The 13,917-nt window shown below is 69.3% G+C and carries 15 protein-coding genes; 7 read left to right on the forward strand and 8 right to left on the reverse strand.

The genetic code is table 11. The features are described from left to right. The first annotated feature begins 20 nt into the window (after positions 1-20). From ASD43_RS14735 to ASD43_RS14750, 4 genes are all read left to right on the forward strand, one after another. Entirely contained in the window at positions 21-476 is a 456-nt protein-coding gene (locus tag ASD43_RS14735) for an FAS1-like dehydratase domain-containing protein (RefSeq protein WP_056420026.1), read from the forward strand. Continuing rightward, positions 476-874: a MaoC/PaaZ C-terminal domain-containing protein gene (locus ASD43_RS14740; RefSeq protein WP_056420027.1), complete on the forward strand. Its 399-nt coding sequence runs from the start codon at positions 476-478 to the stop codon at positions 872-874. The genes ASD43_RS14735 and ASD43_RS14740 overlap by 1 nt, the downstream gene beginning before the upstream one ends. Continuing rightward, positions 874-2,019, forward strand: a complete 1,146-nt coding sequence (locus tag ASD43_RS14745) for a UDP-N-acetylmuramate dehydrogenase (RefSeq protein WP_442922232.1) — start codon at positions 874-876, stop codon at positions 2,017-2,019. The genes ASD43_RS14740 and ASD43_RS14745 overlap by 1 nt, the downstream gene beginning before the upstream one ends. 63 nt (positions 2,020-2,082) lie before the next feature. Continuing rightward, on the forward strand, positions 2,083-2,484 hold the full coding sequence (locus ASD43_RS14750) for a VOC family protein (RefSeq protein ID WP_056420031.1): 402 nt from the start codon (positions 2,083-2,085) through the stop codon (positions 2,482-2,484). Between the two features lie 25 nt (positions 2,485-2,509). On the opposite strand, the gene ASD43_RS14755 is transcribed toward ASD43_RS14750, so the two are convergent. Beyond that, positions 2,510-3,709, reverse strand: a complete 1,200-nt coding sequence (locus ASD43_RS14755; protein ID WP_056420034.1) for a pyridoxal phosphate-dependent aminotransferase — start codon at positions 3,707-3,709, stop codon at positions 2,510-2,512. A gap of 105 nt (positions 3,710-3,814) precedes the next feature. Continuing rightward, positions 3,815-4,909 carry an alanine dehydrogenase gene (gene ald / locus ASD43_RS14760; protein WP_056420037.1) on the reverse strand — a complete coding sequence of 365 codons (1,095 nt, stop codon included), beginning with the start codon at positions 4,907-4,909 and terminating at the stop codon, positions 3,815-3,817. Between the two features lie 110 nt (positions 4,910-5,019). Here ald and ASD43_RS14765 point away from each other — a divergent pair, with 110 nt between their 5' ends. Further along, the gene (locus ASD43_RS14765; RefSeq protein ID WP_056420040.1) at positions 5,020-5,529 is read left to right on the forward strand and encodes an Lrp/AsnC family transcriptional regulator; all 510 of its coding nucleotides are present in this window, start codon (positions 5,020-5,022) and stop codon (positions 5,527-5,529) included. Positions 5,530-5,568: 39 nt separating this feature from the next. Here ASD43_RS14765 and ASD43_RS14770 read toward each other — a convergent pair whose 3' ends face one another. From ASD43_RS14770 to aceA, 4 genes are all read right to left on the reverse strand, one after another. Next, positions 5,569-6,003, reverse strand: coding sequence for a hypothetical protein (locus ASD43_RS14770; RefSeq protein ID WP_056420042.1), 435 nt, complete (start codon positions 6,001-6,003; stop codon positions 5,569-5,571). Between the two features lie 35 nt (positions 6,004-6,038). Next, the gene (locus ASD43_RS14775) at positions 6,039-6,416 is read right to left on the reverse strand and encodes a hypothetical protein (protein ID WP_157551054.1); all 378 of its coding nucleotides are present in this window, start codon (positions 6,414-6,416) and stop codon (positions 6,039-6,041) included. A 120-nt stretch (positions 6,417-6,536) separates the two neighbouring features. Then, positions 6,537-8,189: a malate synthase A gene (gene aceB, locus ASD43_RS14780; RefSeq protein ID WP_056420048.1), complete on the reverse strand. Its 1,653-nt coding sequence runs from the start codon at positions 8,187-8,189 to the stop codon at positions 6,537-6,539. 162 nt (positions 8,190-8,351) lie between these two features. Beyond that, complete coding sequence (aceA, locus tag ASD43_RS14785; protein WP_056420051.1) at positions 8,352-9,677, reverse strand: isocitrate lyase; 1,326 nt, start codon at positions 9,675-9,677, stop codon at positions 8,352-8,354. Positions 9,678-9,813: 136 nt separating this feature from the next. On the opposite strand from aceA, the gene ASD43_RS14790 reads away from it, so the two are divergent. After that, positions 9,814-11,265, forward strand: coding sequence for a helix-turn-helix domain-containing protein (locus tag ASD43_RS14790; RefSeq protein ID WP_056420055.1), 1,452 nt, complete (start codon positions 9,814-9,816; stop codon positions 11,263-11,265). A gap of 6 nt (positions 11,266-11,271) precedes the next feature. Here the strand turns inward: ASD43_RS14790 and ASD43_RS17435 are convergent, their stop codons facing one another. Together ASD43_RS17435 and ASD43_RS14800 are read right to left on the reverse strand one after the other, a co-directional pair. After that, the gene (locus tag ASD43_RS17435; protein ID WP_056420056.1) at positions 11,272-11,694 is read right to left on the reverse strand and encodes a hypothetical protein; all 423 of its coding nucleotides are present in this window, start codon (positions 11,692-11,694) and stop codon (positions 11,272-11,274) included. Next, the gene (locus ASD43_RS14800; RefSeq protein ID WP_056420059.1) at positions 11,691-12,161 is read right to left on the reverse strand and encodes a helix-turn-helix domain-containing protein; all 471 of its coding nucleotides are present in this window, start codon (positions 12,159-12,161) and stop codon (positions 11,691-11,693) included. Before ASD43_RS14800 ends, ASD43_RS17435 begins: the two co-directional genes overlap by 4 nt. Positions 12,162-12,311: 150 nt before the next feature. Between ASD43_RS14800 and ASD43_RS14805 the strand changes: the two genes are divergently transcribed. Beyond that, a complete protein-coding gene (locus ASD43_RS14805; protein WP_056420062.1) occupies positions 12,312-13,883 on the forward strand; it encodes a glucoamylase family protein in 1,572 nt (523 codons plus the stop codon). The last annotated feature ends 34 nt before the right edge of the window (positions 13,884-13,917 follow it).

A 13,917-nucleotide genomic window follows, 5' to 3' on the forward strand; every position in this document is an offset into this window, starting at 1 on the left:
GCCCTCGGTAGGATCGAGGGGTGGCAGTGAATCAAGAACTGGTCGGTCGTGAGTTCCCTCCGACACCCCCGTACCTCGTCGGTCGTGAGAAGGTGCGCGAGTTCGCACGCGCGGTCTTCGCCGACGCCCCGATGCACCTCGACGTCGAGGCGGCACGCGCCGCCGGGTTCGCCGACGTCGTGGCCCCGCCGACCTTCGCCATGGTCATCCAGGACCTCACTCTGCAGCAGCTTCTCGGGGAGCCCGATTCCGGGATCGTCCTGGCGCGCACCATCCATGCCGAGCAGCGGTTCGCCTACACGCGACCGATCGTCGCGGGAGACGAGCTCACCGGCCGGCTTAGCGTCACCGGAATCCGCATGATGGGCGGCAACGCGATGATCACCAGCGCCGCCGAGATCACCGATGCCGACGGCGCGCACGTGGTCACCGCGACCAGCGTGCTGCTGGTCGGCGCCGAAGAAGGAGCACAGTGATGCCGTTCGCCGTCGGAGACGTCGTCGCAGAGCGCACCGTCCACCTCACCCGCGAGTCCCTCGTCCGTTATGCCGGCGCCTCCGGAGACTTCAACCCGATCCACTACCGCGACGACATCGCCGCCTCGGTCGGGCTCCCCGGCGTCCTCGCCCACGGCATGCTCACGATGGGCATCGCCTCGTCCGTGGTCGTCGCCGCGCTCGAGCCCGGCACCGAGATCCTCGACTACGGAGTGCGCTTCACCAAACCCGTCGTCGTCGATCCGGCCGAGGGTGCCGACCTGCACGTTGTGGCCACGGTGGGTGCGGTCGACGAGTCCTCGACCCGCATCGACCTCAAGGTCACGTTCGACGAGACCACCGTGCTGGTCAAGGCGCAGCTGCGCGTCGCCTCCTGATGGGCGACGGCGTGGTGCGTGAGCGGGAGCCCCTGGCGCTCTCGACCCTGACGACCCTGCGCACCGGAGGCGCGCCGGAGCGGATGCTGGAGGCTGCGACGACCGACGAGCTCGTCGCGGCGCTGCGAGACGTGTGGTCGCGCGGCGATGATTGGTTCGTCCTCGGCGGCGGCTCCAATCTCTTCATCGGCGACGAGCCGTTCGAGGGCACCGTCATCCGCATCCTCACTCAGGGCATCGAGGAGCTCCCGTCGCCGCACGCCGGACGCATCCGGCTGCGTGTGCAGGCCGGGCACGGCTGGGACGCCCTGGTCGCCTACGCGGTCGAGCACGGCTATGCGGGCCTCGAGGCCATGAGCGGCATCCCCGGCACGGTGGGCGCATCGCCGGTGCAGAACATCGGCGCATACGGACAGGAGATCCAGGAGACGCTGGTCGAGGTCGAACTGATCGACGAGGCGACGGGCGAGATCTCCGTGGTTCCCGCGTCCGAACTCGGGCTCGGATTCCGCACCTCCGTCCTCAAGCATCACTACGGGGGAGTGTCGCTGCGTCGCGCCGTCATCCTCTCGGTGACCGTCGATCTCGTGGTCGCCCAAGAGCGGGTCGTGCAGGGCGCGCAGCTGCGCCGGGCGCTGGGGCTGGATTCCGACGCGCCCGTGCCGCTGACCTGGGTGCGCGAGCGCATCCTCGCCACCCGCGCATCCAAGGGGATGCTGCTCGACGATGCCGACCCCGACACGCACGGCGTCGGCTCGTTCTTCCAGAATGCGATCGTGCCCGAGGCGGTGGCGCGCGCGCTGCCCCCCGAGTGCCCGCGGTGGCCGGTGACGCCCGATCTCGACACGGTGACGGTGATCCCGCTCGCGCTGTACGACGGGTACGTTCCGCCGGTCAAGCCCGAGGCTCCCGACGTCAAGGTGAGCGCCGCGTGGCTGATCGAGCAGGCAGGCATCCGCAAGGGCTTCGCGCTGCCGAGGTCGCGGGCCTCCGTGTCGACCAAGCATGCGCTCGCCCTCACCAACCGGGGCGGTGCGACAGCCGCCGAGGTGTCGGAGCTCGCACGGTTCATCCAGAGCCGGGTGCACGCGGAGTTCGGGCTCGTGCTGCAGCCCGAACCGGTGCTGCTCGGCGTGGAACTGTAGTCACGCCCGGCCGGCCGCGACCGATCGACTGACAACGTCGACGGTTCGCCGTACACTCGCGGCATGAGCGGACTGATCCCGTACCTGATGTTCCCCGGCAACGCCGCTGAGGCGTTGGAGCACTACCGCGCCGTCTTCGGCGGGGAGCTGCAGCTCGTCGACTATGCGCAGGCGGGTCGCCACGACGGCCCGGGAGACGCGGTCGCGCACGGGCAGCTGTCCGGCCCGGTCGAGGTGGCCGGGGCCGATGCCGGGGCCGACGACGACGCCGTGCAGATGAGCGGGATGTTCCTCTCGCTGCTCGGCACCGCCGACGCGTCGACACTCACCGGCTGGTTCGACCGCCTGTCGAACGGCGGCCGCGTCATCGACCCGTTGCAGAAGAGACCCTGGGGTGACTACGACGGCACGCTCGTCGACCGGTACGGCATCCGCTGGCTCATCGGATTCCGCGACGAGGACTGATCTCGGTGCCGCGCGGCCGCCGGCGTCAGGAGAACAGCCGCTGCAGGCGCTGCACGCCTTCGAGGAGCTGGTCGTCACCGAGCGCGTACGACATGCGGATGTACCCCGACGGGCCGAAGGCCTCGCCCGGGACCACGGCGACCTCGGCCTGCTCGAGGATGAGGTCGGCGAGCTCGAGCGACGTGGTCGGCGTCACGCCGCCCCAGGTGCGGCCGAGAAGGCCCTGCACGTCGGGGTAGACGTAGAAGGCGCCCAGGGGGTTCGGCACGACGAGGCCCTCGATCTTCGACAGCTCCGAGACGATCAGGCGGCGACGGCGGTCGAACGCCTCGCGGAACTGCTCGGCCTCGGTCTGCGGTCCGTTGAGGGCCGCGATGGCCGCCTTCTGGGCGACGTTGTTCACGTTGCTCGTCAGGTGCGACTGCAGGTTGCCGGCGATCTTGATGGCGTCGGCGGGGCCGACCATCCAGCCCACGCGCCAGCCGGTCATCGCATACGTCTTCGCGACGCCGTTGACGAGGATCGTCTGGCCGGCGACCTCGGGCACGGCCTCGACGACCGAGGTCGCCGTGACGCCCTCGTAGGTCAGGTTCTGGTAGATCTCGTCGCTGATGATCCAGATGCCGTGCTCGAGCGCCCACTCGCCGATCGCCCTGGTCTCCTCGGCGGTGTAGACCGATCCCGTGGGGTTCGACGGTGAGACGAACACGAGGGCGGTGGTGCGCGCGGTGCGCGCGGCCTCGAGCTGCTCGACGGTGACCTTGTACTCCTGGTCGGCGCCGGCGAACACCTCGACCGGGGTGCCGTCGGCGAGGCGGATGGCCTCGGGGTAGGTGGTCCAGTACGGCGCAGGCAGCAGCACCTCGTCGCCGGGGTTCACGACCGCCTGGAATGCCTGGTAGACGGACTGCTTGCCGCCGTTGGTCACGATGACCTGGCTCGGCGAGACCTCGAGGCCGGAGTCGCGCAGCGTCTTCGCAGCGATCGCCTCGCGGAGCGCGGGCAGGCCGGGAGCCGGGGTGTACCGGTAGCTCGCCGGGTCGGCGAGGGCCTCGGCCGCGGCGTCGACGATGAACTGCGGGGTCGCGAAGTCGGGCTCGCCCGCCGCGTAGGAGATGATCGCCTTGCCGTCGGCCTTGAGGGCCTTGGCCTTGGCGTCGACCTTGAGGGTCGCCGATTCGGCGATGGCGGACAGCTTGCGGGAGAGAGGAGCGCGTTCGGTCACGACTACGAGCGTACTCGGATGAGCCGTCGCGCCGCCGGGTGGGTCGTCATCAAGAATCCGTGTTCTTGCGCGCCCCGCTCGGACGCGCGTTCCCGCGGGCGCCGCTCAGGCGGCTGTGAACCCGTGAGCTCGAGCGACGGCGTCCAGGGTGATGCGTCCGCCCTGCACGTTCAGGCCCCTCGCCAGCGAGGCGTCCGCGGAGGCTGCCACCTCCCAGCCCTTGCCGGCGATCGCCGAGACGTAGGGCAGGGTCGCGTTGGTCAGAGCGCGGGTCGCGGTCTCGGGCACGGCACCCGGCATGTTGGCGACGCAGTAGTAGATCGAGTCGTGCACCGCGAAGGTGGGGTCGTCGTGCGTGGTCGGGCGCGAGCCCTCGAAGCATCCGCCCTGATCGATCGCGATGTCGACGAGCACCGAGCCCGGCTTCATCGCCGCCACCATGTCGTCGGTGACGAGCTTGGGCGCCGCTGCGCCGGGGATCAGCACCGAGCCGATCACGAGGTCGGCGGTCGCCAGCTCCTCGGCGATGTCGTAACGGCTCGAGGCGCGGGTCTGCAGCGCGCCGCCGTAGCGGTGCTCGAGCTCGCGGAGCCGGGGGAGGGAGATGTCGATCACGGTGACCGTGGAGCCCAGTCCCAGCGCGTTCGCGGCGGCGTGCTCGCCGGCGACGCCTCCGCCGATCACGACCGTCTTGGCGCGGGGCGTGCCGGCGATGCCGCCCATCAGCACGCCGCGCCCTCCGGCGGAGCGCATCAGCGAGTACGACCCCATGGTCACGGAGAGCCGGCCGGCGATCTCGCTCATGGGCACGAGCAGCGGCAGGCTGCGGTCGGGCAGTTGCACGGTCTCGTAAGCGACGGCGGTGGTGCCCGCATCGACCAGCGCGGTCGTCAGGGCGCGGTCGGCGGCGAGGTGGAGATACGTGAAGAGCGTGAGGTCGGGACGCAGGAAGCCGTACTCCTGCGCGATGGGCTCCTTCACCTTGATCAGCAGGTCGGCCTCGCCCCAGGCCTCGTCCGCCGTCTCGACGATCTCGGCACCCGCGGCGCGGTAGGCCTCGTCGGAGATCCCCGACCCGACACCCGCCCCGGACTGCACCAGTACCCGATGGCCTTCGTGCACCAGACGGTCGGCGCCCGCGGGGGTGAGCGCGGTGCGGTTCTCGTTGTTCTTGACCTCGGTCGGTACGCCGATCTTCATCGATCCTCCAGGTGCGGTGTGGGTGCATCCAGAATCGCAGAAACGTCGATTCAACGACATAATCACTGAAGAAGATTCGCATCGAGACGAATTCCTGCATAATCGTTCGCATGGAGACCTCTGCGGAGCCCCCGCGTCCGAACACTCTTCGGGCCCCCGCGCTCGACGCCGTCGATGCGCGCATCGTCACGCTGCTGAGCGCGGACGGGCGGATGACGAACGCCGAACTCGCCGGGCACCTCGGCGTCGCCCCCTCGACGGCCCACTCGCGGTTGCGCGCACTGGTCGATCGAGGGGTGATCACCGGCTTCCACGCCAGTGTGGACGAGCGGATGCTGGGCGCCGGCCTGCAGGCCGTCATCGGCGTCACGCTGCGACCGAGCGGACGGCGCGAGAGCATCGTGGAGTTCGCCGATCGGGTGCGGGTGCTCCCCCAGGTGATCCAGGTGTTCTTCCTCGGCGGGGATGACGACTTCCTGCTGCACATCGCTGTCGCCGATTCCTCCGAGATGCGCGAGTTCGTGCTCGAGCACCTCTCGGCGCAGAGCAGCGTCGCATCCACGCGCACCAGCATCGTGTTCGACTACCACCGCAACTCCGTCGCCGCCTCGTTCCGCTGAGCCGGAGCATCGGAGCGAGGCCGGTGGCGACCGCCTCGGTCAGGAGCCGAACGCGGCGGGGAGGGCGCAGTAGTCGGCGAACCTACGGGTCGGATGCTCGGGATCGGTGACATCCACCAGGGCGGAGGCGATGGTGTGCGGCTGCTCGTCGCCCGCGAGCTGCCAGAGGGTGAAGTTCCACATGCCGCGAGCCTCGGGGCCGAGCAGCGCGGCGGGTCCCGAGACGATCAGGACGGTGCCCGCGGTGTCGTTCGCGCGGAACGGCGAGATGACGACGTCGCGCACTGCGGGGGAGTCGTCGTCGTCGCTGTGGACGCGCTCGACCGACTGCCCGGCGGCGGTGAGGGCGGCGGCGAGGTCGTCGGCGGTCCGGCGGGAGCGCCCGGCATCCGCACCGGCGACGGCCAGAAGTCGGGTGCCGCGGGGGTAGAGGTGCAGGAACTCCGCGGCGATGTCGGTCCAGACGTCGGTCATGTCCTCAGGCTACGCCCGCGTGGACGACTGAGGTCTCAGCCGTAGATCAGGATGAAGGTGACGAAGGACAGTACGTGCAGGACGATGCCGAAAGACGCGAGGGTGCGGACGCCGGTGCACTGCGGGATACCGATGGTCAGCAGCAGCGCGAGCACGCCCACCAGGCTCCAGATCCAGGAGGTCCAGACGAAGAGCACCGGGAGGAAGAGCGCGTAGCCGCCGCCGGCGAGGAGCGCGAAGACGACAAGCAGCAGCGCGAGGATCCAGGTCCCGAATGAGAGCCAGGCGGTCACCGATGCGCCGATGTACCGTCCTCCCCGCGGCGGCGCGTGCGGCGTGGGCACCGGAAGGCGCGTCGCCGGGGGTGGAGCGAACGGCGAGGAGGCGGGCCGGGACTCGGAGGCGTCGCTCATCGACACAGCGTGGCACAGCGGGCATACGGATGCCGGCATGAATCGCCCGCATCCGCTCCCGTCGCGCCTTGCGTCTCGCGGCTGAACCGGTCGACGCGGAGGCGCGACGGGAGGGCGGTGTCAGTCCTCGACCAGGAACCGCGAGTAGGCGCCGAGGGTGAGGAACGCGGGGAAGTCCTCCTTCAGCGCGACGTCGCGGAACACCGACGCCGCATCGTCGAAGCGGTCGCCGTCGGTGCGGTCGACCGTGTCGAGCACGTCGCCGATCAGGCCCTCCACGTACTCGGCCGTGATCGGCGTGCCGTCCTCGGTCGTGCGGTCCTGGTGAATCCACTGCCACACCTGCGAGCGGCTGATCTCGGCGGTCGCCGCGTCCTCCATCAGGTTGTCGATGGCCACGGCGCCGAGGCCGCGCAACCACGCTTCGAGGTATCGGATCGCCACCGAGACGTTGTCGCGCACGCCCTGACCGGTGATCGGCCGTCCGATGTGCAGATCGAGCAGCTGCGCCGCCGTCACCGAGACCTCGGGGCGCGAGCGGTCGATCTGGTTCGTCCCGTCGCCGAGCACGGCATCGAATTCGGCCTGAGCGGTCGGGATCAGGTCGGGGTGCGCCACCCAGGTGCCGTCGAAGCCGTCCCCGGCCTCGCGGCGCTTGTCGGCCGTGACCTTCTCGATCGCCCGAGCCGTCACCTCGGGGTCGCGCCGGTTGGGGATGAAGGCGCTCATGCCGCCGATCGCGTAGGCGCCCCGCTTGTGGCAGGTCTGCACGAGCAGTTCGGTGTAGGCCCGCATGAAGGGCACCGTCATCGTGACCTCGCTGCGGTCGGGGAGCACGAAGCGGGCGCCGCGACCACGGTAGTTCTTGATGATCGAGAAGATGTAGTCCCAGCGACCCGCGTTCAACCCCGCGCAGTGATCGCGCAGTTCGTAGAGGATCTCGTCCATCTCGAACGCCGCGGGCAGCGTCTCGATGAGCACTGTCGCGCGGATGGTCCCGTGCGGGATCCCCACGTACTCCTCGCTGAACGAGAACACGTCGTCCCACAGCTTCGCCTCCTCGCTGGATTCCAGCTTCGCGAGGTAGAAGTACGGCCCGCGACCGTTCGCGATCAGCTCCTCCGCGTTGTGCAGGAAGTACAGACCGAAGTCGACGAGCGAGCCGGATGCCGCGGTGCGGCGCCCCGCGCGGTCGATGAACTGCAGGTGCTTCTCGGGGAGGTGCCAGCCGCGGGGACGCATCACGATCGTGGGCGTGCGCTCCGCGGTGACGCGGTACTCCTTGCCCTCCGGCGACGTGAACGACAGAGCGCCGCGGATGGCGTCGCGCAGCGAGAGCTGTCCCTCGATGACGTTCCGCCAGGTGGGGCTCGTGGCGTCCTCCTGGTCGGCCAACCAGACTCGGGCTCCCGAGTTCAGGGCGTTGATCGTCATCTTCGGATCCGTCGGCCCGGTGATCTCGACGCGGCGGTCCTCGAGCCCGGGACCTGCTCCCGCCACCCGCCACGCGGCGTCGTCGCGGATGTGCCTGGTGTCGTCGCGGAACCGCGGGTCATGCCCGGTGCCGATCTCGAAGTGCCGTCGCAGGCGGTCGGCGAGCCGGTCGTGGCGGCGCGACGCGAAGCGGTGGTGCAGCTCGATGAGAAAGGCGATGGCCTCGGGGGTGAGGATCTCGTCGTAGTGCTCTCGCAGCGGACCCGTCACGGTGATCGCGGGGCCCTGCTGGGTGGTCTGGATCGGAGCGGTGGTCGGGGGAGCGGTGGGAGTGGTCATGGTCGTGGTCCTTTTCATCGGGTGGTCGCACTTCGGTTCCTGAGCGAGCGGAGCGAGACGAAGGGCGGGGGAGGGCGGGRAGGGCGGGAATGGTGGTCGCCCTTCGTCTCGTCGCTGCGCTCCTCGCTCAGGAACCGCGGAGCGAGACGAAGGGCGGGGTGTTCAGTGGAACTGCGCGGTCTCGGTGGAGCCGGCGAGCGCGAGGGTCGCGCTGTCGGGGTTGACTGCGGTCGAGATGACGTCGAAGTATCCGGTTCCCGCCTCGCGCTGGTGCTTGGTGGCGGTGTAGCCGTTCGCCTCGTCGGCGAACTCGGCCTCCTGCAGTTCGACGTAGGCGCTCATGGCGCGTTCGGCGTAGCCGCGGGCGAGATCGAACATGGAATGGTTCAGGGCGTGGAAGCCGGCGAGGGTGATGAACTGGAAGCGGTACCCCAGCTCGGCCAGCTCCTGCTGGAACGTCGCGATCTCGGCGTCGGAGAGATGACGCTTCCAGTTGAAGCTCGGTGAGCAGTTGTAGGCGAGCAGCTTGCCCGGGTGCCTGGCATGGATCGCCGCGGCGAACTCGCGCGCCAGCTCGATGTCGGGCTCCCCCGTCTCCACCCAGAGCAGGTCGGCGTAGGGCGCGAAGGCGAGGCCGCGGCTGATGACCGACTCGATGCCGGGGCGGATGCGGTAGAAGCCCTCGGCGGTGCGCTCGCCGGTGGTGAACCGCTGGTCCCGCTCGTCGACGTCGCTGGTGAGCAGATCGGCGGCGAGAGCATCCGTCCTGGCGATGATGACCGTCGGCACGCCGGCGACGTCCGCGGCGAGGCGGGCCGCGTTGAGTGTGCGGATGTGCTGCTGCGTGGGGACGAGGACCTTGCCGCCCAGGTGCCCGCACTTCTTCTCGCTCGCCAGCTGGTCCTCCCAGTGGATGGCGGCGGCGCCGGCCTGGATCAGCGACTGCGCGAGTTCGTAGGCGTTGAGCGGACCGCCGAAGCCGGCTTCGGCGTCGGCGACGATCGGCGCGAGCCAGTCCCGGGTGATCTCGCCTTCGGCGTGCTCCAGCTGGTCCTGACGGATCAGCGCGTTGTTGATGCGGCGGACCACGGCGGGCACCGAGTTCGCGGGGTAGAGCGACTGGTCGGGGTACGTCTGCCCGGCGAGGTTGCCGTCGGCGGCGACCTGCCAGCCCGAGAGGTAGATCGCCTTCAGCCCTGCGCGCACCTGCTGCACGGCCTGTCCGCCCGTGTAGGCGCCGAGTGCCCGCACGTAGTCCTCGGTGTGCAGCAGGTTCCAGAGGTTCTCGGCGCCTCGGTGCGCGAGAGTGGCATCCTCGCGGACCGAGCCGCGGACGCGGATGACGTCGTCGGCCGAGTAGGTGCGCTCGACGCCGTCCCACCGCGGATCCGTGTCCCAGATCTCCTGCAGCTCGGCGGCCGTCTGAACCTGGTCGCCGGCTCGCAGACCCGCGGGGCGGGGGGTGTGATTCTGCGCGGTGTTCGTCATGGTGTCTCCTCCGTGGGGTTCCCGGATCGTGATGCCGGGTGGCGTGACTCCACTGTGTGGCAAATTCCGGGCCGTGAACGACGGTTCACTGGGAGAAGATCGATCGAAATTCTGTTTCTGTGACAGAATCGGCCGCATGAGCACCTCCGAGGTCGAAGAAGACGCCGACGCCCTCGTCATCGGCAGACGCATCCGGCAGCTCCGTACAGCGCGCGCGATGACCCTCGACGACCTCGCGGCGGCGGTCGATCGGGCCCCGAGCCAGCTGTCGATGATCGAGACCGGCAAGCGCGAACCGAAGCTCACTCTGCTGCAGGCGATCGCTCGCGCGCTCGGCGTCACGATCGATGCGCTGCTCGAGGGAGAGCCGCTCGATGAACGCAGCGCGATCGAGATCGCGCTCGAGCGGGCGATGAAGGGGCAGACGTTCCGCGCGCTCGGCATCGAGCCGTTCCGCATCGCCAAGAGCGTGCCGACGGATGCGCTCAGGGCGCTGCTGGCTCTGCACGGCGAGATCGACCGGCTGAGGGACGAGCGCGCGGCCACCCCCGAGGAGGCCAGGCGGGCGAACGTCGAGCTCCGTCATCTGATGCGCAGGCAGGACAATCACTTTCCCGATCTCGAGGCGAAGGCGGCGGAGCTCCTCGCCGCGGTGCGCCACCCCGGCGGTCCGCTCACCCAGCGGACGGCATCGGAGATCGCCGCGCATCTCGGCTTCACGCTGCACTATGCGCCCGACCTTCCGCAGACGACGAGGAGCGTCGCCGATCTCGCCAACGGACGGCTCTACCTGTCGAGCAGCGTGCCGGCCAAGGGCGACGCCAGGACCGCGGTGCTGCAGGCGCTCTCGAGTCGCATCCTCGGTCACTCCGAGCCCCGCAGCTACGCGGAGTTCCTCCGCCAGCGCGTCGAGACCAACTACCTCACCGGCGCGCTGCTGATCCCGGAGGCGCACGTGGTGCCGGCGCTGCGGGAGGCGAAGACGCGCAGGGCGATCTCGATCGAGGATCTGCGCGACGCGTACTCGGTCTCGTACGAGACGGCGGCGCATCGCTTCACGAACCTCGCGACGCGCCACCTCGACATCCCCGTGCACTTCCTCAAGGTGCACGAGTCCGGCACCATCACGAAGGCGTACGAGAACGACGACGTGAACTTCCCGACCGATCGGCTCGGCGCGATCGAGGGGCAGATGTGCTGCCGTCGCTGGACCAGTCGCGTGGTCTTCGACGAGGACGACCGCTTCAATCCGTACTACCAGTACACCGACACGGGCAACGGCACCTACTGGTGCACGGCCAGGGTCGAGGCGTCGAGCGAGGGACTGCACTCGGTCAGCGTGGGGGTGCGCTTCGACGACACGAGGTGGTTCGTCGGCCGGGACACCCCGCATCGAGGAGTGTCGAAGCACTCGGTGGAGGTCTGCTGTCGCAGGGCTCCCGCCGAGCTCGAGGGGCGGTGGCGCGAGAACTCCTGGCCCAACGTGAAGACGCCGCGCACGCTGCTCGCGACCCTGCCCACGGGGTCGTTCCCCGGCGTCGACACCACCGACGTCTACGAGTTCCTCGAGGCGCACGCGCCCCGCTGAGGTCGGTCAGTCGGTGAGACGGTTTCGCGCCGCGGCGCGCCAGGATTCAAGATGCGTCGGAAGGTCGACGATGAGCGTCTGCCAGAAGAGGTCGTCGTTCATGGAGCGACAGCCGGAGTGCGCGGCGATGTTTCGCATCGTGATGAGTGCGCGTCTGACCTCGTCGGCGACGTCGCCCAGGTGCGCCTCGAACTCCTCGGTTTCGAACAGCGCCGCGGCGCGGATGACCGCCATCGACCCCGAGGCGTACGCGGGTGAGTCTCGAACGAAAGCCTCTCGCCCGCCCGAGACCGCGTGGTCGAGAAGCGTCGAGATGGCGTCGAGGCTGTCGTTCACTTTGATGAGCGAGATCTCGGCTGCCGTGGCGCCGTCGCCCGCGCGGGGAACACGGGTGAACGAGTGTCCGTGCGGTCGGCTCTGATCGCTCATAGCGGCACGAGGGTGGTGTCGTCGAGGAAAGCGGGGCGTGCGGCGTCGTCCACCACGATGTCCACCGGGAACCCGGTGAGAGCCTCGACGTCGTTCTGGAACAGCGCGACATCGAAGTAGCTGCGGTCCGCGTCCACGCGTGCCAAGAGATCGATGTCGGAGGTGAAGTGGTCGGTGCCCCGCGCGACGGAGCCGAAGACGCGGATGTCTCGAATACCGCGTCGGGCACCTGCGGCGACGATCGCTGCCGCCGTCTCTTCCAGCGGGAGGCTCGGCCGATAGTCGGCAGCGCTCAACAGCCGCTCCAGCGCATCGGGCCCCACAGCACGACGCCCGGCTTCGATGGCCGCGATGTTCGGCTGGCTCATCCGCGCCGCTCGCGCGAGTTGAGCCTGAGTCATCTGCCGATCTGCTCGTGCCGCGGCGACAAGGGCCGCGCTGCGCTGAGGGTCGAAACGGTGAGCCATGAGATACCTCCGTGATATAGCGTACGGGCATCTCTCGGCTCGGGGAAGGCGCTCTCAGGGGGAAGGGGTTGAGTGAACACCGAACACATGTTAGGTTTTCGCAGATCGACGCGCTGCGATCGGCGGCGCCGTTCTCGACGAGGAGACACGATGAAGCGATGGATGAGCGCAGTGGCGACGGCCGGACTGGTCGTCTCGGGATTGGCACTCGCGGGCCCGGCGGTCGCCGGCGGCGGTCCGGCGGGCGGGGGCGGCAGACCGGGGACGCAAGAGCTCGAGCGTTGGGCGACCGACACCTGGCGGTCCCTGGATGCGATGACCGACGAGCAGACGGGCCTGCCGTCCGACAACGTCACCGGCGATCTGCAGACCCCGGGGGAGTACACCTCTCCGACCAACATCGGCGGATACCTGTGGTCGACCGTGACCGCGCGCGACCTGGGCATCATCGACGATGCCGAGGCGCACTCCCGTATGTCGACGACCCTCGACACGCTCGCCGGCCTCGAACGCAACGACGCGAGCGGCATGTTCTACAACTGGTACTCGCCCACCACGGGAGAGAAGCTGACGACGTGGCCCGACTCGGGTGACACCGTGTACCCGTTCCTCAGCACCGTCGACAACGGATGGCTCGCCGCCTCGCTGCGCATCGTCCGCGAAGCGGATCCCGCCCTCGCGGGTCAGGCCGATGCCCTCTACGACTCGATGGACTTCGCATCGTTCTTCGACCCCGCAGGCGCCGCCGGTCTCCCGGCCGGCACGAATCGCGGCGGCTTCTGGGATGCCCCGCCGCCGGACTGCAGCGTCGAGGCGCCCATGTACAACGGCTCGGGGGCGACGGCGTTCTACACCTGCCATCACTACGACACCACCGTCAGTGAGAGTCGCATCGCGACCTACCTGGGCATCGCGAACGGGCAGATCCCCGCGACCGCGCTGTACGGCACCCACCGCACGATGCCTCCCGGATGCGACTGGGCCTGGCAGGAGCAGCTGCCGCAGGGCGAGTACCGCACCTACGACGGCGTCGAGGTCTGGGAGGGCGCCTACTCCTACGACGGGATGTCGTTCGTCCCGAGCTGGGGCGGCAGCATGTTCGAGTCGCTGATGCCCGACCTGCTCGTGCCCGAGACGAAGTGGGGGCCGAAGTCCTGGAAGCTCAACCACCCCATCACGGTCGCCGTGCAGAAGCAGCACGGGCTCGATGAGGCCGGATACGGATACTGGGGCTTCTCGCCCGCGAGCGATCCGTTCGGCGGATACGCGGAGTACGGCGTGGACATCGCCGGCATGCGGTCGGACGGCTACACCTCGGACGCCGAGAAGACCGACGTCGACGTCGACCGGCCGGGATGCACGGAGGGGACGAATCCCGCACCCGAGTTCGGCGACGGGGTCGTGACCCCGCACGCGGCATTCCTCGCCCTGCCCTATGACCGCAAGGGCGCGCTGCGCAACCTCGAGGGCATCGAGAAGGACCTCGGCGCCTACGGGCCCGGCGGGTTCTACGACGCCGTCGCCGTGAAGAGCGGTACGGTCGCCGAACGCTATCTGTCGCTGGACCAGTCGATGATCATGGCCGCGATCGGCAACGAGCTCACGAAAGATACACTCAAGGACTACTTCGTGGACCGCGAGATGGAGCAGCGCCTGCGGCCCGCGATGAGACAGCAGGTATTCGGCTCGTCATGGGGAGCGGGGCACGGCCACCACGGCTGAGCCCGCCTCGCCGCGCGGGAGGACACGGAGTGGG

Source organism: Microbacterium sp. Root553 (assembly GCF_001426995.1).
Lineage (GTDB): Bacteria > Actinomycetota > Actinomycetes > Actinomycetales > Microbacteriaceae > Microbacterium.